Annotated in this window: 22 protein-coding genes and 1 tRNA gene; 17 read left to right on the forward strand and 6 right to left on the reverse strand. The window is 68.5% G+C overall.

What is annotated here, in order from left to right; genetic code table 11:
- Positions 1 to 19 precede the first annotated feature (19 nt).
- Positions 20 to 2,305, forward strand: coding sequence for a methyl-accepting chemotaxis protein (locus KIH07_RS08705; RefSeq protein WP_226491593.1), 2,286 nt, complete (start codon positions 20 to 22; stop codon positions 2,303 to 2,305).
- 39 nt (positions 2,306 to 2,344) lie between these two features.
- Positions 2,345 to 8,563: an Hpt domain-containing protein gene (locus tag KIH07_RS08710; RefSeq protein ID WP_226491594.1), complete on the forward strand. Its 6,219-nt coding sequence runs from the start codon at positions 2,345 to 2,347 to the stop codon at positions 8,561 to 8,563.
- Between the two features lie 106 nt (positions 8,564 to 8,669).
- Here the strand turns inward: KIH07_RS08710 and KIH07_RS08715 are convergent, their stop codons facing one another.
- Positions 8,670 to 10,190: a cryptochrome/photolyase family protein gene (locus tag KIH07_RS08715; RefSeq protein WP_226491595.1), complete on the reverse strand. Its 1,521-nt coding sequence runs from the start codon at positions 10,188 to 10,190 to the stop codon at positions 8,670 to 8,672.
- 64 nt (positions 10,191 to 10,254) lie between these two features.
- Between KIH07_RS08715 and KIH07_RS08720 the strand changes: the two genes are divergently transcribed.
- The 6 genes from KIH07_RS08720 to KIH07_RS08745 are packed head-to-tail and all read left to right on the forward strand — an operon-like array spanning position 10,255 to position 14,811.
- Positions 10,255 to 10,845 (forward strand): YqgE/AlgH family protein, encoded by a 591-nt coding sequence (locus KIH07_RS08720; RefSeq protein WP_226491596.1) that lies wholly within the window; start codon positions 10,255 to 10,257, stop codon positions 10,843 to 10,845.
- Positions 10,842 to 11,243, forward strand: a complete 402-nt coding sequence (gene ruvX, locus KIH07_RS08725; protein WP_226491597.1) for a Holliday junction resolvase RuvX — start codon at positions 10,842 to 10,844, stop codon at positions 11,241 to 11,243. The genes KIH07_RS08720 and ruvX overlap by 4 nt, the downstream gene beginning before the upstream one ends.
- Positions 11,240 to 11,755, forward strand: a complete 516-nt coding sequence (gene pyrR, locus KIH07_RS08730) for a bifunctional pyr operon transcriptional regulator/uracil phosphoribosyltransferase PyrR (protein ID WP_226491598.1) — start codon at positions 11,240 to 11,242, stop codon at positions 11,753 to 11,755. The genes ruvX and pyrR overlap by 4 nt, the downstream gene beginning before the upstream one ends.
- Positions 11,752 to 12,714, forward strand: a complete 963-nt coding sequence (locus KIH07_RS08735; RefSeq protein ID WP_226494657.1) for an aspartate carbamoyltransferase catalytic subunit — start codon at positions 11,752 to 11,754, stop codon at positions 12,712 to 12,714. The genes pyrR and KIH07_RS08735 overlap by 4 nt, the downstream gene beginning before the upstream one ends.
- Positions 12,715 to 12,724: 10 nt before the next feature.
- Positions 12,725 to 14,062 (forward strand): dihydroorotase, encoded by a 1,338-nt coding sequence (locus KIH07_RS08740; RefSeq protein ID WP_226491599.1) that lies wholly within the window; start codon positions 12,725 to 12,727, stop codon positions 14,060 to 14,062.
- Entirely contained in the window at positions 14,059 to 14,811 is a 753-nt protein-coding gene (locus tag KIH07_RS08745) for a lysophospholipid acyltransferase family protein (RefSeq protein ID WP_226491600.1), read from the forward strand. The genes KIH07_RS08740 and KIH07_RS08745 overlap by 4 nt, the downstream gene beginning before the upstream one ends.
- A 24-nt stretch (positions 14,812 to 14,835) precedes the next feature.
- Here the strand turns inward: KIH07_RS08745 and KIH07_RS08750 are convergent, their stop codons facing one another.
- Positions 14,836 to 15,489, reverse strand: a complete 654-nt coding sequence (locus KIH07_RS08750) for a glutathione S-transferase family protein (protein WP_226491601.1) — start codon at positions 15,487 to 15,489, stop codon at positions 14,836 to 14,838.
- 141 nt (positions 15,490 to 15,630) lie between these two features.
- On the opposite strand from KIH07_RS08750, the gene KIH07_RS08755 reads away from it, so the two are divergent.
- The 6 genes from KIH07_RS08755 to KIH07_RS08780 all read left to right on the forward strand — a co-directional run bounded on the left by KIH07_RS08755 (position 15,631) and on the right by KIH07_RS08780 (position 18,722).
- Entirely contained in the window at positions 15,631 to 16,017 is a 387-nt protein-coding gene (locus KIH07_RS08755; protein ID WP_226491602.1) for a DUF2946 domain-containing protein, read from the forward strand.
- A gap of 65 nt (positions 16,018 to 16,082) precedes the next feature.
- Positions 16,083 to 16,742 carry an SCO family protein gene (locus tag KIH07_RS08760; RefSeq protein WP_226491603.1) on the forward strand — a complete coding sequence of 220 codons (660 nt, stop codon included), beginning with the start codon at positions 16,083 to 16,085 and terminating at the stop codon, positions 16,740 to 16,742.
- A gap of 55 nt (positions 16,743 to 16,797) precedes the next feature.
- Complete coding sequence (locus KIH07_RS08765; RefSeq protein ID WP_226491604.1) at positions 16,798 to 17,274, forward strand: copper chaperone PCu(A)C; 477 nt, start codon at positions 16,798 to 16,800, stop codon at positions 17,272 to 17,274.
- Positions 17,275 to 17,321: 47 nt separating this feature from the next.
- Positions 17,322 to 17,711: a DUF2946 family protein gene (locus KIH07_RS08770; protein WP_226491605.1), complete on the forward strand. Its 390-nt coding sequence runs from the start codon at positions 17,322 to 17,324 to the stop codon at positions 17,709 to 17,711.
- Between the two features lie 85 nt (positions 17,712 to 17,796).
- Complete coding sequence (locus tag KIH07_RS08775) at positions 17,797 to 18,450, forward strand: hypothetical protein (RefSeq protein ID WP_226491606.1); 654 nt, start codon at positions 17,797 to 17,799, stop codon at positions 18,448 to 18,450.
- A 71-nt stretch (positions 18,451 to 18,521) separates the two neighbouring features.
- Complete coding sequence (locus KIH07_RS08780; RefSeq protein WP_226491607.1) at positions 18,522 to 18,722, forward strand: hypothetical protein; 201 nt, start codon at positions 18,522 to 18,524, stop codon at positions 18,720 to 18,722.
- Positions 18,723 to 18,820: 98 nt separating this feature from the next.
- On the opposite strand, the gene KIH07_RS08785 is transcribed toward KIH07_RS08780, so the two are convergent.
- Positions 18,821 to 19,945: an ABC transporter ATP-binding protein gene (locus tag KIH07_RS08785; RefSeq protein WP_226491608.1), complete on the reverse strand. Its 1,125-nt coding sequence runs from the start codon at positions 19,943 to 19,945 to the stop codon at positions 18,821 to 18,823.
- A gap of 151 nt (positions 19,946 to 20,096) precedes the next feature.
- Here KIH07_RS08785 and KIH07_RS08790 point away from each other — a divergent pair, with 151 nt between their 5' ends.
- On the forward strand, positions 20,097 to 21,704 hold the full coding sequence (locus KIH07_RS08790; RefSeq protein ID WP_226491609.1) for an ABC transporter permease: 1,608 nt from the start codon (positions 20,097 to 20,099) through the stop codon (positions 21,702 to 21,704).
- Between the two features lie 43 nt (positions 21,705 to 21,747).
- Here the strand turns inward: KIH07_RS08790 and KIH07_RS08795 are convergent, their stop codons facing one another.
- Complete coding sequence (locus KIH07_RS08795) at positions 21,748 to 22,176, reverse strand: VOC family protein (protein ID WP_226491610.1); 429 nt, start codon at positions 22,174 to 22,176, stop codon at positions 21,748 to 21,750.
- A 257-nt stretch (positions 22,177 to 22,433) separates the two neighbouring features.
- On the opposite strand from KIH07_RS08795, the gene KIH07_RS08800 reads away from it, so the two are divergent.
- The gene (locus tag KIH07_RS08800; protein WP_068167234.1) at positions 22,434 to 22,874 is read left to right on the forward strand and encodes a nucleoside deaminase; all 441 of its coding nucleotides are present in this window, start codon (positions 22,434 to 22,436) and stop codon (positions 22,872 to 22,874) included.
- 67 nt (positions 22,875 to 22,941) lie between these two features.
- On the opposite strand, the gene KIH07_RS08805 is transcribed toward KIH07_RS08800, so the two are convergent.
- Positions 22,942 to 23,016 (reverse strand) — tRNA-Arg (locus tag KIH07_RS08805).
- A gap of 43 nt (positions 23,017 to 23,059) precedes the next feature.
- Complete coding sequence (locus KIH07_RS08810; protein ID WP_226491611.1) at positions 23,060 to 23,995, reverse strand: LysR substrate-binding domain-containing protein; 936 nt, start codon at positions 23,993 to 23,995, stop codon at positions 23,060 to 23,062.
- A 138-nt stretch (positions 23,996 to 24,133) separates the two neighbouring features.
- Here KIH07_RS08810 and KIH07_RS08815 point away from each other — a divergent pair, with 138 nt between their 5' ends.
- Positions 24,134 to 24,778, forward strand: a complete 645-nt coding sequence (locus tag KIH07_RS08815) for an FMN-dependent NADH-azoreductase (protein ID WP_226491612.1) — start codon at positions 24,134 to 24,136, stop codon at positions 24,776 to 24,778.
- The last annotated feature ends 3 nt before the right edge of the window (positions 24,779 to 24,781 follow it).

A 24,781-nucleotide genomic window follows, 5' to 3' on the forward strand; every position in this document is an offset into this window, starting at 1 on the left:
TCTGTTGGAAGGTTTTCTCATGGCCATGCTTGATCGATTCCAGGGACTGTTCAAGAAAAAAGCTGGTGATGAACCCGAACCCGACCTGGGCGATTCCATCGACCAGGACATCGCCGATCTGGCCGCCGCACGGCTCGCGCCGGACTCTGCGGCGGGTGACCTCCCAGAAAGCCGGCTTCCGGACGACGACAACCCTTCCGATGCGGGGATGGTGTCGCTGCCCTTGCTGGGCCGTCGCCTGGCCGAACAGCACCAGCGAACCCTGGCCACCTTGCTGGCGTTTGGCCTGGTGGTGTTGGGCGCGGTGACATTCTTTGTGCTGAATCAAACCCAGAACCTGAGTGTGCAGGTGGCTGCCACCGGTGACGCGCTGATGCAGTCGCAACGATTGGCCAAAAGCGCGTCACAGGCCTTGATCGGCAGTGCATCGGCTTTCCCGGAAGTGGATCAAAGTGCCGAGGTGCTGTTTGACAACGTTGCTGCGCTTCGTTTGGGTGCCAGCGGAGAACATGGCGCAGGCGACAGTCATGCCCATGGCGCGGATCTTGTCCCGCTGGCGGCCGAACTCCAGCCGCAGTTGAGTGAACTCACCCCGGTGGTGCAGCGTGCGCACGACAACGCCGCCGCCATTCTCGCGCAGCAGAAGATCCTGACCCAGGTGGGCGACGCCCTGCGCACGATCAACCGGCAGTCTTCCGACCTGCTGGAAATCGCCGAAACCGTCTCGTCCCTCAAGCTGCAGCAAAACGCGCCAGCGGCCGAAATTTCGGCGTCTGGCCAGCTGGTGATGTTGACCCAGCGTATCGGCAAGTCGGCCAACGAATTCCTGACCATGGAGGGTGTGAGCCCTGAGGCGGTGTTCCTGTTGGGCAAGGACTTGAACACCTTCAAGGAAATCGCCGACGGCTTGCTCAAGGGCAGTGAGGAGTTGCGCCTTGCCGCCGCCAAGGACGAACAGGTGCGTGAACGGCTGGAAGCCCTGCTGGCCATGTACGAACAGACCCGCACCGAAGCCGGCGCGATTCTGGGCAACCTGCAGGGCCTGGTGTCGGCCCGGGAGGCGCAGGCCGGCATCATTGCCGATAGCGAACCTTTGCGATTGGCATTGGGCAAGCTCCAGGCGAGCCTGTCTTCCCGCTCCGGTTTGGGCGGCGCAGAAATCGCCGTCTTGCTGCTGTCTGCGGTCTTTGCGCTGGGTTGTGCGGGTGGTCTGGCCTATGTGCAGCTGCAGGACAGCCGTCAGCGCCAACGGGTGGCTGAGCGTCAGCGCCAGGCGGCCGAGTCGCTGGAGCAGGATGCCAAGCGCGTGAACGACGCCAACCAGGCGGCCATTCTCCGGTTGATGAACGAACTGCAGACGGTGGCCGAAGGCGACCTGACGCAGGAAGCGACCGTGACCGAGGACATCACCGGCGCCATCGCCGACTCGGTGAACTACACGGTGGAAGAGCTGCGTTCGCTGGTGGGCAACGTACAGGCCACGGCCACCCGGGTGGCGCAGACCACGTCCGCGGTGGAAAGCACCTCGACCGAGCTGCTGGCTGCGTCCACCGAGCAACTGCGTGAGATTCGTGAAACCGGCCAGTCCGTGCTGGACATGGCACAACGCATCAACCAGGTGTCGGGACAGGCGCAGGAATCGGCCTCGGTGGCGCGGACTTCTCTGCAAGCCGCTGAATCGGGTCTGCAGGCCGTGCAGGACGCGATCGGCGGTATGAACGCCATCCGCGACCAGATCCAGGAAACCTCCAAGCGCATCAAGCGGCTGGGTGAGTCTTCGCAGGAGATTGGTGAAATCACCGAACTGATCTCGGACATTACCGAACAGACCAACGTGCTGGCCCTGAACGCCGCCATCCAGGCGGCTTCCGCCGGTGAAGCCGGTCGGGGCTTCTCGGTGGTGGCCGAGGAAGTGCAGCGACTGGCCGAACGGTCGGCCGACGCCACGCGCCAGATCGCGGCGCTGGTGAAGGCGATTCAGACCGACACCCAGGACGCGGTGGCCGCCATGGAGCGCTCCACCCAGGGTGTGGTCGAAGGAGCCAAGCTGTCCGACAACGCCGGTACCGCGCTGTCCGAAATCGACCGCGTGTCTCGGCGATTGGCCGAACTGATTGAGCAGATCTCCAGTGCCACGTCACGCGAAGCCGAGTCGGCCAACGAGGTGGCCGGCAACATCCAGCACATTTTTGCCGTGACCGAGCAGACCGGTGAAGGCACGCGTTCGACGGCCCAGCAGGTGCGTGAACTCTCCGCCATGGCCGAAGAACTGCGTCAGTCCGTGTCGCGGTTCAAGATCGCCTGAGAGCCCTCCCGCGTCTGTGCACCAACCTGACTGATGATCATGCTCGACACCACCGCCGACAGTTTGCAGACGGATGCCCCGCTCGCCGACCTCGGTCCGCTGGCCTGGGTGTTCGACGAGTTGCGCAAGTCGCTCGACGCGGCCAACAAGGCCATCAAGCGCTTCGTGCGCGAGACGGAACGATCCCGCAGCGACGACCTGGAGGCGGTGGACCCGGGTTCGCTGCGGATCGCCCGCCAGCAGCTGCACCAGGCGGTCGGTGCCCTGGAAATGGTGGGCCTGCTTGCGCCGGCCCAGGTGTTGCGGGCGATGGAAGCCGCGGTGCAACGTTTCGTGCAGCGTCCCCAGGTGTGCAACGATGAGGCCGCGGGCAAGGTCGAACGGGCCAGTTTCGCCCTGATCGAATACCTGGAGGCGGTGCTCAACAACAAACCGGTCCAGCCTGTGGCGCTGTTTGCACAGTACCGGGAGGTTCAGGAACTGGCTGGCGCAGAGCGTGTGCACCCTGCCGATCTGTGGCCTTTCGATCAGCGTAGTGTGGTGGTCGAGGCCCCGAAGGGCGCGTCCGCGTCGCAGTGCGATGCCCCCCAGCGCCTGTTGTTCGACCGGCTGGTGTTGCTGGTGGTCAAGACCCAGAGCCCCGCCGCCGCACAGCAACTGGCCAGACTCAGCGGGGGGCTGTCCGCCGGCGCCACCGAGGCCCGGGTGCGGACTTTCTGGAGCGTGGCCGCGGCCTATTTCGAGGCCCTGTCCCAGCGCCTGTTGCCGGTGGATGTGTATGTCAAGCGGGCGGCTTCGCGCATCCTGCTGCAGTTCGCCACGCTCGCCCGGGGTCAGAACCAGGTGTCCGAGACCCTGTTGCACGACCTGCTGTTTTTCTGTGCCCAGGCTGATGGCGCCACGCCAGGCAAAGCGCCTCACCTCGTGGCGGTGCGTGAGGCATTTGATCTGGGCGCGACCAAGCCGGTGGACTACCACCTGGCGACGCTGGGGCGTTTTGACCCGGCGCTGTTGACCCAGGCACGCAAGCGCATCCATGCCGCGAAAGAAGCCTGGTCGCTCTTTTCGGGTGGGGATGCGAGCCGGGCCCGCCAGGTGGCCGACCAGTTTGGTCTGGTGGGCGATTCCCTGCTCAAGCTCCATCCGGCCAGCACCGTGCTGGCGCAGGCCTTGTTCAAGACGGCCGAACAGTCGGCGCGCGATGCCGGCGGCGTCAGGCCCGAACTGGCCATGGAGGTGGCGACCACCACCCTGTACCTGGAAGCTGCTTTTGAGGATTTCGACCCCAACGACAGCGAAATGACCGAGCGCACCCAGGCACTGGCCGCGCGTCTGGAGAGCGTGTTGGCGGGTGCGCCCGCGCAACCGCTGGACGCCTGGATGGAGCAACTCTACCGCCGCGTGAGCGATCGCCAGACCATGGGCAGTGTGGTGGGCGAGCTCAAGGTGTCGCTGGGCGAGGCTGAAAAGTCGTTGGACCAGTTCTTCCGCACCCCCCACGAAAAGGGCGGGTTGCACGTGGCGGTGTCGCAGCTCGCGCAGATGCGTGGCGTGCTTTCGGTGCTCGGGTTGGAGCAGGCGGTGCAGACGGTGGCGCGGATGCGGGCCACGGTGGACCAGATCCTGGACACCGAGGTGGACGAGACCATGGCCCGCGAAGCCGGAACCTTCCAGCAGTTGGGCAACAACCTCAGCGCGTTGAGCTTCCTGGTGGACATGCTCAACTACCAGCCAGCGCTGGCCAAGAAGCTGTTTGTGTTTGACGAGGCCAAGGGCGAGCTGTTGCCGCTCATGGGTCGTACGCTCAGTTCCGAGGCTTCCAAGCCACCGGCCCATCAAGATGCCCAGGCCATCAATGCCGAGGTGCAGCGGGTGGTCGACGGTGTGCAGGAGGGGGTGGCCCTGGTCGATCTCAGCCAGCAGCTCGACACGCTGGCCACGCAAGCCTCGCTGGCCGAACAGCCCGGGGTGGCACGCGCCGCGCGCGACGCGGCCCAGGCGGTGGTCAGTGACAGCGCCAGCGCCGGCGCACAGGCGCTGGTGGACCTGTCGCAGGCATCCGCTCCCGTGGCAGCTCCGGTGCCCAACGCCCTGATGGCCGAGGACAACGAAGAAGACGATCTGCTCGACATCTTCCTGGAAGAAGCCCGCGAGGTCGTGTCCAACGGACTCGATGCGGTGAGACATCTGCAGGTGGATCCCGCCGATCTGGAGCACCTCACCACGCTGCGGCGCGCATTCCACACGCTCAAGGGCAGCTCACGCATGGTGGGCCTGAACGAGTTCGGCGAAGCGGCGTGGGCCATGGAACAGATGCTCAATGCCGTGCTGGCCGAGCAGCGTGGAGCCCATGCCGACATGCTCCGGCTGGCGGGTGAGGCGATGGCCGCGTTCTCCCGTTGGGTGCAGGACATCGCGGACCGGCGCGACACCCATTGGAGCGCAGGGCCGTTCCGTGCCAGCGCCGAAACCTGGCGCAACCAGGCGCAATACCTGGCACTGGCGTTGCCGCAGGCCGTGCAACGCGTCGAATCCGACGGGATGGCCGAACCTGCCTCCGCAGCGACCGTGGTCGAGACCGCTTCCGCCATCGACGAGATCGCACTGCCCGAGCTGGCTCAAGCCGAAACCCTGGCTGAGGCGATGAACCTGGATGGCACGTCGCACCAACCCTCCGAGGGGCAGACGCCCGCGGGTGTTGAAGGCTTGGTGCCCGCGTCTGCGGAAGTCGATTTTGCCGACGCCGCGCCGTTCGCGGATGCCCCCACGCTGGATGCCGATCGACCGAACGCCGACGCGTCAGGTGACGCCCCTCTGCCATCCATGTTCGAAGAGATCGACTTCGACAGTCTGATGGCCGCGTCGTCCAGCGCGCAAGCCGAGGCCGCCCCTGTGGTGGTCACGGACGACCCGGATCTTGAGGTGGAGCCGGCCCCGGTTGATCCTGCTCCCCTCCCGTCACCCTCGTCCGATGAGGTGTCGGCCCTGTTTGACGGTCTCTCTCTGGATCTGGACACCGAAACCGGCCCTTCGCAAGAGGTCGAGTCCATCACGCTCGACGCCGACTTCGATCTGGACACCCGCGACGCGCCGCAAGCACAGGCCGAGCCGGTGTCTGATGATGCCGGGCTGGCTGTCGTTCAGGAGGAGGCTCCCCCGATGCCCGAGGCTGAAGCCCATGCGGAAATGCCGCCCGATGGCCTGCAGCCACCGGTGGTGGATGAGGGCGCGGAACCCCAGGTCGTCGAGACGGTTGAGGAGTCCTTTCCGGGTGCTTCAGACGAACAGATCCGGGTCATTGGGGACCTGCGCATCGGTATCAAGCTGTACAACGTCTACCTCAATGAGGCCGACGAGTGGTCGCGCCGCCTGTGCACCGAACTGGCCGAGTGGGCGCTGGAGCGCCACCAGCCGGTGCCGGACCAGGCCGAGGCACTGGCGCATTCGCTGGCCGGCAGTTCGGCCACCGTGGGCTTCCAGTCGCTGTCCGACATCGCCCGCGCGCTGGAGCACGCGATCGAGTCGATCGGCCTGCACCAGCAAGCAGGCTGGGCCGCCAGCGCCGAACAGGCGCAGCTGTTCGTTGACGCTTCCGAAGACATTCGCCGGCTGTTGCACCAGTTCGCGGCCGGTTTCCTCAAGGAGCCCACCCCCGAGCTGATGGCAGCGCTCTACCGCGTCGTGCACGAGCCTGTACCTGAGGGATTGCCCCCCGAAGTGCCCGAGGCGCAGTCCGATCCGCTTTTTGAGGCCCCGCCGACGAACACACCCACCCCGATGCAGGCGCCTGCCGGCGTTGAAGTGGCCGCGTTCAGCGAACCCAGCACCGGTTTCGGTGGCCTGCACGAATCGACCGGTCCCGCTGCGGGCCCGGTGCAGGACATCGACGACGATATCGATGCCCTGGACACGATCGACGTCGATCTTTTTCCGATCTTTGCCGACGAGGCGCTCGAACTGTTGCCTCGGCTCGGCGGCGCCTTGCGCCAGTGGGTGGCGCGCCCCGACAACGGCAGCGCACGCTCCGAAGTGTTGCGCAATCTGCACACCCTCAAAGGCAGCGCCCGCCTGGCCGGTGCGCTGCGCCTGGGAGAGATGGCGCACCGCATGGAGACGGCGGCCGAGCGTTTGGGGTCCGACGTCGAACGCAGTGCCGACCTTGAGCCGCTGCAGAGCGCGTTCGACGCGATCAGCGCCCGTTTTGACGTGCTGCGTCGCACCGACGCCGAACCGCAGGATGTGATTCAGCGGGCGCCCGAACAGGCGCCGCCCGATGAGACGGGTGACGCGGTGCCCGAAGCCGCTCCGATGGCGTTGCCCATTGACGCCGCGCCCACGGGTCCCGCGGAGGGACTGGCCGGGATGACCCTGCCGCAGGTGCCGGCGCTGTTGCAGGCGCGGGCCGGAGCTGCCGTGCGTGTGCGGCCGGAGCTGCTCGACCGGCTGGTCAACCAGACCGGCGAGGTCATGATCACCCGCTCGCGCATGGAGTCCGAACTCGTGACCTTGCGCGGCTCGCTCAAGGACCTCACGGGCAACCTGGACCGTCTGCGCGGTCAGCTGCGCGACATCGAACTGCAGGCCGAGACCCAGATGCAGTCGCGCCTGGCTCAAGCACGCGACGCCGACCAGTCCTTCGACCCGCTCGAATTCGACCGTTTCACCCGGGTTCAGGAACTCACGCGCATGATGGCCGAGTCGGTCAACGACGTGGCCACCGTGCAGCGCAACCTGCAACGCGCGGTGGAGGCCACCGAAGACAGCCTGGTGGCCCAGGCGCGCCAGACCCGCGAACTGCAGCGCGACTTGCTGCGCACCCGCATGGTGGAGTTCGAAGGCATTTCCGAGCGCCTGTACCGCGTGGTGCGACAGGCGTCCAAGGAGACCGGCAAGCAGGTGCGGCTGGACATCGTGGGCGGCAACATCGAAATGGACCGCGGCGTGCTCGACCGGATGACCGCCGCGTTTGAGCACTTGCTGCGCAACAGCGTGGTGCACGGCATCGAACCGACCGAAACCCGGTTGGCGCTGGGCAAAGCGGCCGAAGGCCACATCGAGATTCACCTGGCCCAGGAACTCAACGACGTGTCGGTGGTGTTCCGTGACGACGGCGCCGGGCTTGACCTGGCCCGCCTGCGCGAAAAAGGCGTGGCCCAGGGGCTGGTGCCTGCCGGCACGCAGCTCAGCGACGACGAAGCCGCCCACCTGGTCTTCACACCCGGCCTGAGCACGGCGAGCGAGATCACATCGCTGGCGGGCCGGGGTGTCGGCATGGACGTGGTGCGCAACGACGTGGTGGCGCTCGGCGGCCGCATCGAGACCAGCACCCGCGCCGGCCAGGGCACCAGCTTCAAGCTGGTGCTGCCCCTGACCACCGCGGTGACGCAGGTGGTGATGGTGCGCGCTGGCGGGCTCACCTTTGGCGTGCCCTCCAACCTGGTGCAGGTGGTGCGCCGTCTCTCCAGCACCGAGCTGGGCGAGGCTTATGCCAAGGGCAGCCTGACGGTGGCGGGCGAAGAGGTGCCGTTCTACTGGGCCGGTGCCCTGTTGCAGTCTTCCGCGCAGTCGCAGGAGACCAAGGGTCGCACGCTGCCGGTGGTGATCTTCCGAAGCGCGGCGCAGCGCGTGGCCATGCACGTGGACCAGGTGCTGGGCAACCAGGAAGTGGTGGTCAAGAACCTCGGGCCGCAGCTCTCGCGTCTGCCCGGTCTGGCCGGCATGTCGGTGCTGGCCTCGGGCGCCGTGGCACTGATCTACAACCCGGTGGCCCTGGCGACGGTGTACGGCACCCAGGTCCATGAGTGGATCGCCCAGCAGCAGCGCCAGACCCCACAGGTGGTGGGCGAGACCTCGACCCCCGTGGACGCGGCGCTCAGCGCCGTGCCGCTGGTGCTGGTGGTGGACGACTCGATCACCGTGCGTCGGGTGACCCAGCGTTTGCTGCAGCGCGAAGGCTACCGCGTCTCGATGGCCGCCGATGGTCTGCAGGCATTGGAACGCCTGCAGCAGGAACGCCCCACCGTGGTGTTGTCCGACATCGAAATGCCGCGCATGGACGGTTTCGACCTCGTGCGCAACATCCGCAGCGACCCGCGCCTGTCCGATCTGCCGGTGATCATGATCACCTCGCGCATTGCGGAGAAACACCGCGAACACGCGCGCGAACTGGGTGTGGATCACTACCTGGGCAAGCCATACTCCGAAGACGAGCTGCTGGCGCTGATCGCGCACTACACGCAGATCGCTGCCGAAGCCTGATGGGCTGATCCTCCCAAGGTGGATCAGCCCCCTCAGGGGGCCGCGACCCGCGCAGCGGCGGAGCGTGGGGGGCCGACGATCCACCGCCGGGCCGCCCCAAGGTGGATCAGCCCCCTCGGGGGGCAGCGACCCGCGCAGCGGCAGAGCGTGGGGGTTCTTTTTTCTTCACCACCGCATACCGCAGCAGCGTGCGCTCGCGCGCCTCGGCGTGATCGACCACCGGCAGCGGATAGGTCTTGCCCAGCTCCACGCCCGCGGCGGACAACTCCAGCTCGCGGGCCTGCCAGGGCGCGTGGATGGCCGCATCGGGCAGTTCGGTGAGCTGCGGCAGATAGCGCCGGATGAACTTGCCCTGGGGATCAAAACGCTCGCTCTGCGTGACGGGGTTGAAGATGCGGAACCAGGGTTGCGCGTCGCAGCCGCTGGAGCTGGCCCACTGCCAGCCGCCGTTGTTGGCGGCGAGGTCGAAGTCGATCAGGTGTTCGGCGAAATAGCGCTCGCCCCAGCGCCAGTCCAGCCCCAAGTCCTTCACCAGAAAACTCGCGACCACCATGCGCAGCCGGTTGTGCATGTAGCCGGTCTGGTTGATCTGCGCCATGGCCGCATCCACCAGGGGGTAACCGGTGCGGCCCTCGCACCAGGTGGCGAACAGTTCCTTCGCATGTTTGCCACGCTCAAACCGGATGTGGTCGTATTCGGGTTTGAACGCCCGGTCCGCCACCTGCGGGAAATTGGCCAGCAGCTGGTGGTAGAAGTCGCGCCATATCAGCTCCGAGAGCCAGGTGCTCGCCCCGGCGATCCCCTGCAGATGCATCCGGTGGGCCACCGAAACCACCCGCCGCACGGAGAGGGTGCCAAAGCGCAGGTGCACGCTCAGGTAGCTGGGCCCTTTGACGGCGGGGAAGTCGCGCGCCTGGTCGTAGCGGTCGATGCGCTGCAGGAAATCGCTGAACAGCTGACGCGCACCGCTGGACCCGGTGGGCACGGGCAGTTGCGCGAGGTTGGTGGTCTCGAAGTCCAGGTCCGACAGGCGCGGCACCGGCACCGCCCACTCGGGCGGCACGGGCGCGAGCGCCCCGGCGTAGCGCGCCACCGGGTAGGCCTTGAGGTGGAACGGATCAAGCTGCTTGAGCCACGCATTCTTGTAGGGCGTGAACACGCCAAACGGGTGGCCGGCCTGGGTCAGCAGCTCGCGCCGCTCGAAGATCACGTGGTCCTTGTGGCTGTGCAACAGGATGCCGGCGTGGGCCAGATCGCCAAACACCTGGGCGTCGCGCGCCAGCGCCGCCGGATCGTCGTCGTGGTTGCCGAACACGGCCTGGACCTGCAGCCGCCAGGCCAGCGCGGGGATGGCCTGGCGGGCCTGGCCGTGCAGCACGATCAGGCCGACGCCTTGCGCGCCGTTGGCCTGCCCTAGGGTGCGCAGGTCCGCGTCGAGCTCGACCAGCGACTCGCGGATGAACTCGACGCGCCGGTCGGCCCGGGGCAGGGTGTCCAGAATGTCGGTGTCGAAGACGAAGACACACCAGACCTGGCGGCACACCTTGAGCGCGTGGTACAGCGCCGCGTTGTCCTCGCAGCGCAGATCGCGACGGAACCACATCAGGCCTTTGTCGTAGGTGTTCATGGCGGTGGACGGGGGCGGGCCTGCACGACCGGGCGCTGCGGGGGCAGCGGCTTAAAATCAACGCATGTCCGCTGATTTTGCCCCCATCAACCTGACCAATCATTTCCTGATTGCGATGCCAAGCCTCAGCGACGAGCTTTTTGCCCGCAGCGTGGTGTTCATGTGCGAGCACAGCGAACGAGGGGCCCTGGGGCTGGTGATCAACAAACCCAGCGACATCCTGCTGCCCAGGCTGTTTGAAAAAGTCGACCTGCCCATGGGGCGCGACGACCTGGCCCTGCTGCCGGTGTTCCAGGGCGGTCCGGTGCAGACCGAGCGGGGCTTCGTGCTGCACGAAGCCGTGGAAGGCGGGGCCGGCGAATCGGTCTACGCCTCCACGCTGTCCATTCCCGGGGGGCTGGAGATGACCACCTCCAAGGACGTGCTCGAAGCCATGTCCTCGGGTGCCGGTCCGCGCAAGGTGTTCGTCACGCTGGGTTATGCGTCCTGGGGGCAGGGTCAGCTCGAATCCGAGATCACCGAAAACAGCTGGCTCACGGTCGAAGCCGACCCGAGCCTGATTTTTGACGTGCCGGTCTCCGAGCGTTACGTGCGCGCCATGGCCCTGCTGGGCCTGCAGCCCTGGATGCTCTCGCCCGACGCGGGCCACGCATGACGGACGACGCCTCCGCTTGCCAGACCTTCATGGCGTTTGACTATGGCCTCAAGCGCACGGGCGTGGCCAGCGGCAACCGCCTCACACGCACCGCCACGCCGCAGGCCACGATCGCTGCCGAGGGCGATGCCCGTTTCGCGCAGATCAGCCTGCGGCTCAAGGAGTGGGAGCCCGACGCCCTGGTGGTGGGCGTGCCTTTTCATCCCGATGGTGCCGCGCACGAGAACACCGCGCGGGCACGGAAATTCGCGCGCCAGCTGCGAGGTCGTTATGGCCTGCCGGTGTTCGAGGTGGACGAGCGTTACAGCACGACCGAAGCACACGCCCTGGGCGCCAAAGACGCCGACGCCGCGTCGGCCTGCATCATCCTGGAACAGTTTTTGAGGAGCCTGCCTTGAGTGCATTGCAACTGGACGCCGAACTACTCTACAAAACCCTGCTTCAGGGCGTCAAAGGCCTGATCGCGGTGACTCCGCAGCCGCTGCACCTCGCCGGCGTCACCTCCGGCGGCGCCTGGCTGGCCGAGCGTCTGCAGCGCGACCTGGGCCTGCCCGGGAGCGTCGGCGTGATCTCGTCCAGCATGCACCGCGACGACTTCGCGCAGCGTGGCCTGGCCATCAGCGCTCAGACCGTGCTGCCGTTCGAAGTCGATGGCGCCCACGTGGTGCTGGTCGACGACGTGCTCTACACCGGGCGCACGCTGCGCGCCGTGATCAACGAACTGTTCGACTACGGCCGCCCGGCCAGCGTGCAACTCGCGGTGCTGGTGGACCGGGGCGGGCGCGAACTGCCGATCGAAGCCAAGGTCTGCGCGGCCACCGTCGCATTGCCCGTGACGCAGACGCTCGAACTCGCGCGCAGCGACGACGGGCGTCTGAGCTTCGTGGTGGAAAACAAGAAGGAAGCCTGAACGTGGCACGCAACCCCCAACTCAACAAAAACGGCGAACTCATCCATCTGCTCTCCACCGAGGGCCTCTCGCGCGACATCCTCACCCAGATCCTGGACACCGCGGCCAACTTCGTCAGCGTCAGCAGCCGCGACGTGAAGAAGGTGCCGCTGCTGCGGGGCAAGAGCGTGTTCAACCTGTTCTTCGAGAACAGCACCCGCACCCGCACCACCTTCGAGATCGCGGCCACGCGCCTGTCGGCCGACGTGATCAACCTCGACATCGCGCGCAGCTCCACCGCCAAGGGCGAGTCGCTGCTCGACACCATCGCCAACCTCTCCGCGATGGCGGCCGACATCTTCGTGGTGCGCCACAGCGAGTCGGGCGCGCCCTACCTGATCGCGCAACACGTGGCACCGCACGTGCACGTGGTCAACGCTGGCGACGGCCGCCACGCCCACCCCACCCAGGGCCTGCTGGACATGTACACCATCCGGCACTACAAGAAAGACTTCACCCAGCTCTCGGTGGCCATCGTGGGCGACGTGCTGCACTCGCGCGTGGCGCGCTCCGACATCCACGCCCTCACCACGCTGGGTTGCCCCGACGTGCGCGTGGTGGGCCCACGCACCCTGGTGCCCGGCGATCTTTCGCAGATGGGCGTGCGCGTGTGCCACACGCTGGAAGAGGGCATCAAGGACTGCGACGTGGTGATCACCCTGCGGCTGCAGAACGAGCGCATGAGCGGCGCCCTGCTGCCGTCGAGCCAGGAGTATTTCAAGAGCTTCGGCCTGACCACCGAGCGCCTGCGCTGGGCCAAGCCCGACGCCATCGTGATGCACCCGGGCCCGATCAACCGCGGCGTCGAGATCGACTCCGCCGTGGTCGACGGGCCACAGAGCGTGATCCTGCCCCAGGTCACTTTTGGCATCGCGGTGCGCATGGCGGTGATGGGCATCGTGGCCAGCCACGACGCATGAGGACACACACATGAAAATCCTGATTCAGAACGGCCGTGTCATGGACCCGGCCACCGGCCGCGACGAGATGGCCGACGTGGCGATCGCCGCCGGTCGCATCATCGCCATCGGCAACGTGGCCGCCGACTTCCACCCCAACCGCACGATCGACGCCACCGGTTGCGTGGTCGCGCCCGGTCTGGTGGACCTGGCGGTGCGCCTGCGCGAACCCGGGCAGGAGCACGCGGGCATGCTGGAGAGCGAGATGGCCGCGGCGGTGACCGGGGGCGTGACCTCGCTGGTCTGCCCACCCGATACCGAACCCGTGCTCGACGAACCCGGCCTGGTGGACATGCTCAAGTTCCGCGCCGAGAAGCTGCACCAGTCGCGCGTGTTCCCGCTGGGCGCGCTCACGCGCGGCCTGCAGGGTGAGGTGCTCACCGAGATGGCCGAGCTCACCGAGTCGGGCTGCATCGGCTTTGGCCAGGCCGAGGTGCCCATCGTCAACCACCAGGTGCTGCAGCGTGCGCTGCAGTACGCCGCCACCTTCGGTTTCACGGTGTGGCTGCGTCCGCAGGATTTCTGGCTCGGCAAGGGCGTGGCCGCCAGCGGCCCGCTGGCCACGCGCATGGGCCTGGCCGGCGTGCCGGTGATGGCCGAGACGATTGCGCTGCACACGCTGTTCGAGCTGCTGCGCGCGGTGCACGGCAAAGGCAGCGAAGCGCGTGTGCACCTGTGCCGCATCAGCAGCGCCGCCGGTCTGGCCCTGGTGCGCCAGGCCAAGGCCGAGGGGTTGCCGGTGAGCTGCGACGTGAGCGTGCACAACCTGCACCTGACCGACGTGGACATCGGCTACTACGACAGCCGGCTGCGCTTGCAGCCGCCGGTGCGCCAGCAGCGCGACCGCGATGCCCTGCGCGCCGGTCTGGCCGACGGCACCATCGACGCCCTGGTGTCCGACCACAACCCGGTCGACAGCGACGCCAAGACGCTGCCGTTCGCCGAGGCCGAACCCGGCGCCACCGCCGTGGAACTGCTGCTCGGCCTGGCCTGCAAGTGGGCGCAGCAGGACGGCCTGGGCCTGATGCAGGCGCTCGCCGTGCTCACCACCGGCCCGCAGGCGGTGCTGGGCAGCAGCCTGGGCACGCTGGCGCACAGCGTGGGCCGGTTGGCGGTGGGTGGCCAGGCCGACCTCTGCGTCTTCGACCCCAACGCCAGCTGGCGCGTGGAGCCCACGGGCCTGCGCAGCCAGGGCAAACACACGCCGTTCGAAGGCCATGAAATGCCGGTGCGCGTGCGCGCCACCCTGGTGGGTGGGCAGGTGGCCCACGAGGCGGCCCGCGCCGCCGCGGTCCACGCGCTGGCGTGAGCGTCGCCCGCGTGTCCCCGCTGGTGGCCGCGTGGCGCGCGGTGCGGGCGCTGGTGCACGTATTGGGCGGGTTGTGGACCATCCGCAGCGAGTTCGGGCGGCTCACGCCCGCGCAGTGCGAGTTGCTGGTGCGCGAATGGTCGCGCCAGATGCTGCGCATCATGGGCGTGGAGCTGGTGGTGCGCGGCACGCCGCCCGCGCGCGGCCCGGTGCTGCTGGTGGCCAACCACGTCTCCTGGCTCGACATCCTGGTGATGAACGCGGCCCAGCCCGCGCGCTTCATCTCCAAGGCCGACGTGAAACACTGGCCGGTGCTGGGTGCGCTCATCACCGGGGTGGGCACGCTCTACATCGAGCGCGAGAGCCGGCGCGACGCCATGCGCGTGGTGCACCAGATGGCCGAACGCCTGCGTGCCCAAGACACCATCGCCGTGTTTCCCGAAGGCACCACGGGCGACGGCCGTGCGCTGTTGCCGTTCCATGCCAACCTGTTCCAGGCGGCGATCTCGGCCAATGCGCCGGTGCTGCCGGTGGCGCTGGCTTTTGTCGACGGCGCCAGCGGACAACGCAGCGACGCCCCCCTGTTCATCGGCGACACCACCTTGCTGGCCTCCCTCTGGAGCACCTTGCGCGCCAGCGGCCTGCAGGCGGTGGTGCACTACGGCGAACCCCAGCGTTTTCAGGGGCGCGACCGGCGCACCTGGGCGCAGGACATGCGCGCCGAGGTGGCTCGCCTGCTCGGCCTCTGAGCCGCCACCGGAGCTCGAAGCGGTTCAGGCTTTGGCGGCGCGGGCGCGCTGCAGCATCAGCTCGGTGCTGGTCTTGCGATCGGCGTTCACCCGCTGCACCGCAGGCCGTTCACCGAGGCGCTTGAGGTAGTCGCGCACCGGCAGATCGGCCAGGTGGTCGCGGCCGTAGATGATCCTGGTGGCGCTGCTGACCAGCGGCAGGTGGACCGCGGCGGCGACGTCGGCCAGGGTGAACTTCTCTCCGGCGATGAAGGGCGAGAACATGGCCAGCTTGGCGAACGCGGCGACGTTCTTCTCCAGTTGCTGGCCCACCTTTTCCTTGGCCGCGTCGCTCACCTGGCCGCCAAAGAAGGCCTCGGGGTAGAGGTTGCGCGCCACGAGTTCCAGGTGCAGCTCGATGAAGCGCAGCAGCTCGCGCACCTTGGCCGCCGCGAAGGCGTCGCCGGGCAGGAGCGGGTGCTGGGGGTAGGTGTCTTCCAGGTATTCCAGGATCACCGTGGACTCGCACATCGGGCCCCGCTCGGTGAGCAGGTAGGGCACCTTGCCCAGCGGGCTGGCGGCCTTGTCGGTCTCGCCCACCCAGGCCAGCACCTCTTCAAACGGCACACCCTTTTCGAGCAGGGCGAGCTTGACCTTGTTGTAATAGTTGCTGGCGGCGAAGCCACAAAGCTTGAGCATGGGTTGTCTCCGGGTGGGGCCTGTTGGCAGCGGGTTTTGAGGCCCTGCATGGTATCGGCCGCCGGTGGCCACCGGGCGTCGCGCAGGCAACAGCGATTTGCCGAGCCGGGGCGTGGCGTGGCGGGCTGCTAAACTGCGCCGATGCCGTTCGCCCGCGCCCACCGCCGTTTCACCGCCTGGCTGGCCATGCTCGCCATGGTGCTGGGCGCGCTGGCGCCCACCGTGGCGCAGGCGGTCGTGGCCTCTTCGGCGCACGACGGCTGGGTGCAGGTGTGCAGCGTCAGCGGCATGGTGTGGGTCCAGACCGATGCCGACCCGGCTTCCGGTGACGACAACCCCATGGCGTCCGGCACCATGGATTGCCCCTGGTGCAGCCTGCATGGCGGCGCAGCCGGGCTGCCGCCGGTGTCGGCGCACGCCGAGCCGCTGCGGCCGCAGGCCCAGCCGCTCCCGGTCTATTTCCACGCCGCCGCGCTGCGCGGCACCTGGGCCCCCGGCCTGGCCCGCGCGCCCCCGCTCTCCGCCTGAACCCACCACGGTTGCACACCCCGTTCGTGGGTGCTGCGTGTGTTCCCTGATGTTCAGGAGGCCCCATGCCTCGTTTTCCTGTCTCTCGTGCGGGTGCGCCCGCCGACCCCCGCCGCCGTGCGGCCACCCTGTGGCTGGGCGGGTTGGCCCTGGGCACGGGCGGCCTGCTCGCCGGTTGTGACCAGACACCCCTGGGCGCGCCGGCCCCGGTGTTCAAGGGCATCGACATCACCGGCGCCGCCTATGGGCGCCAGTTCGCGCTGACCGATTTCAACGGCCAACCGCGCACCCTGGCCGACTACCGCGGCCAGGTGGTGATGCTGTATTTCGGCTTCGTGCAGTGCCCCGATGTGTGCCCCACGGCACTCACGCGGGCCGCCGCCGTGAAGCAGCAACTCGGCGCCGACGCCGCGCAGCTGCAGGTGATCTTCGTCACCGTGGACCCGGAGCGCGACACGCCCGAGCTGCTGCGCGACTACATGGCCGCGTTCGACCCCTCGTTCATGGCGCTCACGGGCAGCCCGGCGCAGATCAAGGCCGTGGCCGACGAATTCCGGGTCTATTACAAGAAGGTCCCGACCGGCAGCACCTACACCATGGACCACACCGCGCTGAGCTACCTGTTCGACCGCGAAGGCCGCATCCGCGTGGTGCTGCGCCACGAACAGACGGCCGACGACTACACCGCCGACATCCGGCAACTGCTGGCCCAGACGCCGGCCTGAAGCTTGCCCTTCTTTCCTTTTCTCTCAACCTTTCTCAACACAACAGGAGTTCCCCATGAAAAAACTGCTCATCGCTTCGCTGCTCGCCGTCACCGCCGGTGCCTGGGCACAGACCACGGTCAAGGTCGAAGACGCCTGGGTGCGCGGCACCGTGGCCACGCAAAAGGCCTCGGGCGCCTTCATGCGCCTCACGCCCTCGGCCAACGCCCGTCTGGTGGCGGTCGAGTCGCCCGTGGCCGGTGTGGTGGAAATCCACGAAATGGCGATGGACAACGACGTCATGAAGATGCGCCAGGTCCCCGGTCTGGAGCTGGCCGCTGGCCGCACCACGGAGCTCAAGCCCGGGGGCCTTCACGTGATGCTGATGGACCTGAAACAGCCGCTCAAGGGCGGCGAGAGCGTGCCCCTCACCCTGGTGTTCGAAGACGCCGCCAAGCAGCGCTTCACGCAGGACATCAAGGCGCCCGTGACCGCGCTGGGCGGCGGCAATGCGGCCATGCCCATGAAGCCGGGCATGGAGCACAAGCACTGAGCCTCGACGGTCTGCGCCGAGTCGCCTTCGTCTGATCCGAAAAACCCATGCCGGTCCGCCCGATGCGCCTGCTTGCGCGCGCCCTGCTGGGCGCGATGCTGCTGGCCGCGCTCGCGCCGGCCATCTCGCGCACGCTGGCCTTCACGCGCGGGGTGGGCGACTGGGTGGAAATCTGCACCCCCAGCGGGATGCGCTGGGTGCAGCTGCGGGCCCCCACCCCGCAAGGCGCCGCGGCCGATGCCGACGATCTGGCCCACGCGCTGGATTTCTGTGGCCATTGCAGCCTGGCGGCCGAACGGTTTGCGCCGCTGATCCCGAGTCTACCGGCCGTGGCGGTCCTGCCCGGCCAGCGTTCCCCACCCGGGTACATCGCCCGTGCCGCGCTGTCCTGCGCAGCGCCTCACCCCGCCGCGCGCGGTCCCCCGCTCCTGGTCTGACCCACCGGCCTCCCGTTGTGGAGGCCCCCGTCTTGCCGCCGCTGCACGCCATCGGCGGCCGGTTCGTCAGTTTCAGGAGCCCCTCATGACCCCCTCCGTCCGTCCGGACGCGCGCGCCTTTGCGAAGGCCGAGTCCGTTTTTCTCGCCGGTGAAACCGGCCCCGTGTGGCGCGTGGTTGAAGGCGTCGTTCGCCTCGACCGCGACAGCGGTCCGATCCGCCAGCCGGTGCAGCTTGCCCTGCCGGGCGATCTGATCGGCATCGATGCCCTGTGCGAGCGGCGCTACCAGTTCAGCGCCACCGCCTTCACCGCCTGCCGTCTGGTGCCCGTGCCGCTGGGCGCCAGCGGTCCGCGCGTGCCGCTGCTGCAGCAAGCCCTGCTGCAGCACCAGGACCGCAGCGAAGACATGACCGCCCTGCGCACCGGCAGCGTGCCGCAGCGCATCACCCACCTGCTGTGCCTGATGGGCCTGGAGTGGCGGCCCGACGGGAGGGCGTTGGGTGGTGAGGCCGATGCCATCCGCGACGCCTTGCCCACCCTGCGCGAGGTGGCGCAGGTGGTCGATGCGAAGACCGAGACCGTGTGCCGTGCGTTGGCGCAACTGTTGCCCCCGCGCAGCCGCAAGAGCGGACCGGTGCGCGCCGTGCGCGACTGGTCGAGCACCGCCCCCGGGCGCCTGGCCACGGCCTGGGCGGCCCACGCGGCACCGCCCATCTGCTGCAGGACATCCCCGGCGTGAGCCTCGACGGCGCCGGGGGCGTGTCCAGCCTGCCCTCGGCGGCGGCATCCTGGCCGAGGCGCGCGCCAAACATGGGTGAAAGCGACCGCCTGCGCGCGGGCACGGATCTGCAGCGCTACCGCATCAACGACTGGTGGACGCCCACGGGCGGCGCCTGCGTCGGCCAGGGCACCACGATGAGCAAACCCATGCTGCCCAACCACCCGCAGTGGGGCACGGCCGTGCCGGGCATGGGCCGCACGGTGTACGCGGGCGTGAACCTGAAGTTCTGAGCTTGCCGTGCGGTTGAGGAGGGCGCCGCGAGTGCGCCGTCCTCAACGTGCCACCCGGGTGGGTGCTGCCCGCAGCCGCAGCGGACCGCCGAACCCGATCAGAGGAGGGTGTCGGCGACCGGCCTCTTGGCGCCCGGCGCGGGTGGCGAGGTGGCGCCGGCGCCGCGCGCGAACGTGACCACGTGGTCCACCTCGGCGCGGATGCCGATCCACTCGCCCACCGCGTGGTTGTGGTGCGAGGGCACGTGGGTCATCAGCACCTCGCCACTGGCCAGGCGCAGGGTGTAGAGAAATTCGGAGCCGCGAAACGCCTTGCGGATGATCTGCGCCTTGGCCGGCGCGCCGTCGTCGTGCACGATGTCGTCGGCGCGCAGCAGCACGTCGCACAGCCCCGCCTCGTAGGCGCTGGGCAGCGGGCATTCGTCCACGTCGTGCAGCGCGCCCAGCGGCGTCTGCACCGACACCTCGGTGCCCACCAGCTGGATCTGCGCCGGCGCGAACACCCCGTGGCCGATGAACTCGGCCACAAAGCGCGTGGCCGGGCGGTGGTAGAGCGCGTAGGCGTCGTCCCACTGGTGCAGATGGCCCTCGTGCATGACGCCGATCACGTCGCCAATGGCAAAGGCTTCGAGCTGGTCGTGCGTGACGAACAGGGCGGTGGCGCCCGCGGCCTTCAGGATGCCGCGCACCTCGTGCGCCAGGCGCTCGCGCAGGTCCACGTCGAGGTTGGAAAACGGCTCGTCCAGCAGCAGCAGGCGCGGGCGCGGCGCCAGCGCGCGGGCCAGCGCCACACGCTGCTGCTGCCCGCCCGAGAGTTCGTGCGGAAAGCGGCGCTGCAGGCCGTCCAGCCCCACCAGCTGGAGCACCTCGGCCACGCGGGCCTCGCGTTCGGCGCGTGGCAGGCGGTCGATGCCGAAGGCCACGTTGCGGCCCACGTCCAGGTGCGGAAACAGCGCGTAGTCCTGGAACACCATGCCAATGCGGCGCTGCTCGGCCGGCATGTGGCGCTGGCCGTCGCTCACGGTCTCGCCTTCGAGCGTGATGCTGCCGCTGCTGGCGCGCTCCAGCCCGGCCACGGCGCGCAGCAGCGTGGTCTTGCCGCAGCCCGAAGGGCCGATCAGCACGCCGATGTCGCCGGCACGCAGGCCCAGCGACACGCCGTCCACCGCCGCTTGCGGCTGGTCGGCGTAGTGCACACGCAGTTGCGAGACGTTCAGGAACATGGCACTGATTGTAGATAACTACAATTCTCATTTGTGTTGATGCGCGTCAATGTCCGACCCTGGTCCTGTGGCGTGTGGGCCGTGCCATCATCCACGCGTTGTTTGCGCCCATTACCCCCGTCCGTTTCCTCACCCACCTCCATTGCCCTTCATGCTGCGCTGGCTGGCCCCGACCCTGTTGCTCCTGCTGGCCCTGGCGCTGACGCTGCCCGTGCTCGCGCTCGGGGCGTCCTGGCTGCAGTTCGACGCCGTGGCGCGCGATGTGCTCAGCCAGATGGCGCAGACCGTGCTGCCGGAGTACGCGCTCACCACGCTGCTGCTGTGCGTGAGCGTCGCGGTGGGCGTGGCCGTGGTGGGCATGACCACCGCCAGCGCGGTCACCCTGTTCGACTTCCCCGGCCGGCGCTTCTTTGAATGGGCGCTGCTGCTGCCCCTGGCCATGCCGGCCTACGTGGTCGCTTACGCCTACACCGACTTCCTCCAGTTCAGCGGCCCGCTGCAGGTGGGCCTGCGCGAAGGTTTCGGCCTGAGCGGGCGGGTGTTCCCCGAAATCCGCAACACGCCCGGTGCGGTCTGGGTGTTCACCTTTTCGCTCTACCCCTATGTGTACCTGCTGGCGCGTACCGCGCTGGCCGAACGCGCTGCCCAGCTGATGGAAGCGGCGCGCCTGCTCGGCGCACCGCTGGCCCGGCGCATCCGCGAGGTGGCGCTGCCGCTGGCGCGCCCGGCCGTGGCCGCTGGCGTGGCGCTCGCGCTCATGGAAACCCTGGCCGACTTCGGCGTGGCCAGCTACTTCGGCATCCAGACCTTCACCGCCGGCATCTACAAAGCCTGGCTCTCCATGGACAACCGCCTGGCCGCCGCGCAGCTGGCCACCGTGCTGCTCGCCACCGTGGCCCTGCTGCTCTGGCTGGAGCGCCGCGCCCAGCACCGCATGCGCTTTGCCTCGCTGCGCGGCCAGCGCGCAGGCAGCGCCGAGGCGCAGCCGGTGCGCCTGCGCGGCGGTCGCGCGGTGCTGGCCGTGGTGGCCTGCGGCCTGCCCATCCTGTTCGGGTTCGTCCTGCCCGTGCTCTTCATGCTGCGCCCGCTCATCGGCGGCTGGGACGAACTGCCCTGGACCATGTTCGTGCAGTGGTCGCGCAACAGCGTCTGGCTCGCCGGCCTGAGCGCCGCGCTGGCCACCTTCATCGCGCTGGCGCTGGCGTTCGCGCTGCGCGCGCGACCCGGCGTGGTCACGCGCGGCGTGGTGCAGCTCGCCAGCCTGGGCTACGCGGTGCCGGGCGCGGTGATCGTGGTCGGCATCCTGCTGCCGGTGGGTTGGGTGCAGATGGTCCGGCCCGAGACCAGCGTGGGCTACTTCGTCACCGCCACCGTGCTGGGCATCGTCTGGGCCTACCTGGTGCGTTTCACCGCGGTGGCGCTGCAGTCGGTGCAGAGCGGCTACGCCCGCATCCCCGGCAGCCTGGACGACTCGGCCCGCATGCTCGGCACCACCGGCGCCGGCCTGGCCGCGCGCGTGCACTGGCCGCTGCTCAAGCGCTCCACCGCCGCCGCCCTGCTGCTGGTGTTCGTGGACGTCATGAAGGAACTGCCCGCCACGCTGGTGCTGCGCCCCTTCAACAGCGACACCCTGGCCGTGGTGACCTACCAGCTCGCACGCGACGAGCGCCTGGGCGAAGCCGCCTTGCCCGCGCTCACGCTGGTGCTGGTGGGGCTGGTGCCCGTGATTCTGTTGAGCCGGACGCTGCGGGCGCGGTAGGGCGCTTCGGCGCCAGGGATCGGTCCGCAGGATCCCATCGCCGTCAGGTCGGCCGCATCTCCTTCGGCCCCCCGTTCACCGCCCAGGCCGTGCCAAACCGGTCGGTCAGCATGCCGAAGGTGGCGGCCCAGAAGGTGGCGGCCAGGGGCATCTGTACGGTGCCGCCTTGGGCGAGGGCGTTGAACACGCGTTCGGCGTCGGCCACGCCGGGGTAGGTCAGCGCCATCATCACGCCCTTCATGCCATCGAAGGGCATGCCGGGCGGTGTGTCGCCGGCCATCAGGGCGAAGTCGGGGTGCGCCAGGTAGGCGTGCATGATCTTGTCGGCGTGTTCGGGCGGCACCGGGTCGCCGTCGGGCATCTGCCCGAACGTGATCAGGGCTTCGAGCTTGGCGTCGAGCACCTTGGCGTAGAACGCCATGGCTTCGGCGCAGTCGCCGTCGAAGGACAGGTAGGCACACAGCTGTGGCATGGGTTTCCTTTCAAGGGTGGTTTCGGGGTCGTGCATGGGAACGACGGACCAGACCCGCGGTTTTCGACACGAGCCCGGTGCGCGCCGACGAGCGGTCGGCCGGGTTCGGCGGTGCACCGGGTGGCCGTACTGGGGCCATCGCCGATTTTTCTGGCCGCGCGTGGAGTGCTCGCCACATCGCGGTGGTCGGTGCGGACACAATCTCCCCGACAGCAGGCGTTTCGTTTTCAACCCACGACCCAGGAAGGACAGAAGACATGGACCCGTTTCTGCAAGCCGCGATCGACGAAGCCCAGGCCGGCCGGGATGAGGGCGGCATTCCCATCGGCTCGGTCATCGTGCACCAGGGCAAGATCATCGGGCGCGGTCACAACCGCCGCGTGCAGCAGGGCAGCGCGATCCTGCACGGCGAGATGGACGCCTTTGAAAACGCGGGCCGCCAGAGCGCGCAGGTCTACCGCGAGTCGGTGCTCTACACCACGCTCTCGCCGTGCCCCATGTGCAGCGGCGCCATCCTGCTGTATGGCATTCCAAAGGTGGTGATCGGCGAAAACCAGACCTTCATGGGCGACGAGGACCTGCTGCGCAGCCGGGGAGTGGCGGTGGAGGTCCGTCAGGACCCGACCTGCGTGGGCCTGATGCGCGATTTCATCGCCGCCCAGCCGCAGCTCTGGAACGAGGACATCGGCGAGCCCTGAGCGGGCCGGTGGGCGCCCATCGCCGCCGACCGGGTGCGGCGCTTGGCGAATGGCGGCTCTGGGGTGGTGGTGCGGCCAGTAGGAATCGAACCTACATCTGGCCCTTAGGAGGGGCCCGTTCTATCCATTGAACTATGGCCGCAGGGAACGGCGCATTGTAAAGGGGGTCCGCGCGGGCCTCTGGCTCACGGCACCTGCCCGGGGGTTTCGCTGCCCAGCAGGCTGCTGTGGGTGGGCACGTGTTCGCCCAGAAAATCGAGGAAGCAGCGCACGGCGGGGGTGAGGCCGCGGCGCGAGGGGAACACCGCGTGCACCAGGCCGCGCGGCGTCTGCCAGTCGGGCAGCAGCCGGACCAGCCGGCCCTGGCGCAGATCGTCTTCGCACATGTAGCTGGGCAGCCAGCACATGCCGGTGCCGGCGAGCGCGGCCACGTGCAGCGTGAGCAGATCGTCGGCCACGTAGCGCGGGGTGTGCTGCAGGATGGTCTGGCGCCCGTCCGGCCCCGTCAGGGGGATGCTGGCGCGGCCGTCGGTGGTGGACATGGCCATGCTGTCGAGCCGGCTCAGTTCGTCCAGCGTGGTGGGCGTGCCCTGGCGGGCCAGCAGGGCGGGGCTGGCCACCAGCAAGGGTTCGTCGTCGCCCAGGCGCTTGATCACCAGGCTGCCGCTGTCGTCCAGCGAGGTGCGCACGCGCAGCGCCACGTCCACGCCTTCTTCCACCAGATTCACCACGCGGTTGCTCACCAGCATTTCCACGCGTACCAGCGGGTAACGCGCCAGGAAGTCGGGCATCAGCTCGGCCAGCACCGTCTGCGCCAGCGTGACCGGGCAGGCCACGCGGAGGGTGCCGCACGGTTCGGTCTGCACCTGGGCCACGGTGTCGGCCGCGGCCTGGGCCGATTCGCGCAGCGCCTGGCAGTGGCGCAGGTAGGCCTCGCCGACCTCGGTGAGCGAGAGCTTGCGCGTGGTGCGCTGCAGCAGTCGCACACCCAGCTGCGCCTCCAGACCGGCCACGCGGCGCGACAGCCGCGACTTGGGCAGGCCCAGCGCCCGCCCGGCCGCCGCGAAGCCACCGCGCTCCACGACTTCGGCGAAATACAGCATGTCGTTCAGGTCCTGCATGGCGCTCTTTCCGATTGATTGTCCTGATTATGGAACGATGAATCTCATAAACACCGACTTATCAGTGAATCGATACAAAAAGACAATCTATCCACCGCCACGTCACGTGGTTCCTCTTTCCGCTTTCAGGAGATCACCATGCAACTGCTGCACATCGATTCCGCCATCACCGGCGAACAGTCCGTTTCCCGCCAGCTCAGCGCCCGCACCGTGGCCGCCTGGGTCGCCACCCACCCCGGCACGCGGGTGCAGCACCTGGACCTGGCCGCCGACGTGGTGCCCCACCTGGGTGCCGACGCGCTGGGCTTCCGCACCGGTCAGGCTGCCGAAACCGCGATCCAGCGTGAAGAAAACGCGCTGTCCGAAGCGCTGGTGAGCCAGTTCCTGGCCGCCGACGTGATCGTGATCGGCGCGCCGCTCTACAACTTCTCGGTGCCCAGCCAGCTCAAGGCCTGGATCGACCGCGTGGCCCAGATCGGCCGCACCTTCAAGTACACCGAAACCGGCCCGGTGGGCCTGGCCGGCGGCAAGACGGTGATCGTGGCCATCACGCGCGGCGGCGTGTATTCGACCAGCGAAGCCGGTCGCGCCATGGAACACCAGGAGAGCTACCTGCAGACCGTGTTCGGCTTCCTGGGCATCACCGATGTGCGCTTTGTGCGCGCCGAAGGCGTGGCCATGGGCCCGGACGCCAAGGCCCAAGCCCTGGCCACGGCCGAGAGCGAGATCCAGAGCCACACCGCGGTGGCGGCCAACCAGGCCGCCTTGGCCGAAGCGGCCTGATGG

Origin of the sequence: Hydrogenophaga taeniospiralis, from assembly GCF_020510445.1 — a bacterium.
GTDB lineage: Bacteria > Pseudomonadota > Gammaproteobacteria > Burkholderiales > Burkholderiaceae_C > Hydrogenophaga.

Coding starts and splice junctions, on each gene's coding strand:
- KIH07_RS08775 (WP_226491606.1), top strand. CDS start 17,797: ATGACCCCCTCCGTCCGTCCGGACGCGCGCGCCTTTGCGAAGGCCGAG.
- KIH07_RS08755 (WP_226491602.1), top strand. CDS start 15,631: ATGCCGTTCGCCCGCGCCCACCGCCGTTTCACCGCCTGGCTGGCCATG.
- KIH07_RS08705 (WP_226491593.1), top strand. CDS start 20: ATGGCCATGCTTGATCGATTCCAGGGACTGTTCAAGAAAAAAGCTGGT.
- KIH07_RS08770 (WP_226491605.1), top strand. CDS start 17,322: ATGCCGGTCCGCCCGATGCGCCTGCTTGCGCGCGCCCTGCTGGGCGCG.
- KIH07_RS08740 (WP_226491599.1), top strand. CDS start 12,725: ATGAAAATCCTGATTCAGAACGGCCGTGTCATGGACCCGGCCACCGGC.
- KIH07_RS08785 (WP_226491608.1), bottom strand. CDS start 19,945: ATGTTCCTGAACGTCTCGCAACTGCGTGTGCACTACGCCGACCAGCCG.
- KIH07_RS08810 (WP_226491611.1), bottom strand. CDS start 23,995: ATGCAGGACCTGAACGACATGCTGTATTTCGCCGAAGTCGTGGAGCGC.
- KIH07_RS08710 (WP_226491594.1), top strand. CDS start 2,345: ATGCTCGACACCACCGCCGACAGTTTGCAGACGGATGCCCCGCTCGCC.
- ruvX (WP_226491597.1), top strand. CDS start 10,842: ATGACGGACGACGCCTCCGCTTGCCAGACCTTCATGGCGTTTGACTAT.
- KIH07_RS08795 (WP_226491610.1), bottom strand. CDS start 22,176: ATGCCACAGCTGTGTGCCTACCTGTCCTTCGACGGCGACTGCGCCGAA.
- KIH07_RS08715 (WP_226491595.1), bottom strand. CDS start 10,190: ATGAACACCTACGACAAAGGCCTGATGTGGTTCCGTCGCGATCTGCGC.
- KIH07_RS08765 (WP_226491604.1), top strand. CDS start 16,798: ATGAAAAAACTGCTCATCGCTTCGCTGCTCGCCGTCACCGCCGGTGCC.
- KIH07_RS08750 (WP_226491601.1), bottom strand. CDS start 15,489: ATGCTCAAGCTTTGTGGCTTCGCCGCCAGCAACTATTACAACAAGGTC.
- KIH07_RS08790 (WP_226491609.1), top strand. CDS start 20,097: ATGCTGCGCTGGCTGGCCCCGACCCTGTTGCTCCTGCTGGCCCTGGCG.
- KIH07_RS08815 (WP_226491612.1), top strand. CDS start 24,134: ATGCAACTGCTGCACATCGATTCCGCCATCACCGGCGAACAGTCCGTT.
- KIH07_RS08780 (WP_226491607.1), top strand. CDS start 18,522: ATGGGTGAAAGCGACCGCCTGCGCGCGGGCACGGATCTGCAGCGCTAC.
- KIH07_RS08760 (WP_226491603.1), top strand. CDS start 16,083: ATGCCTCGTTTTCCTGTCTCTCGTGCGGGTGCGCCCGCCGACCCCCGC.
- KIH07_RS08800 (WP_068167234.1), top strand. CDS start 22,434: ATGGACCCGTTTCTGCAAGCCGCGATCGACGAAGCCCAGGCCGGCCGG.
- KIH07_RS08720 (WP_226491596.1), top strand. CDS start 10,255: ATGTCCGCTGATTTTGCCCCCATCAACCTGACCAATCATTTCCTGATT.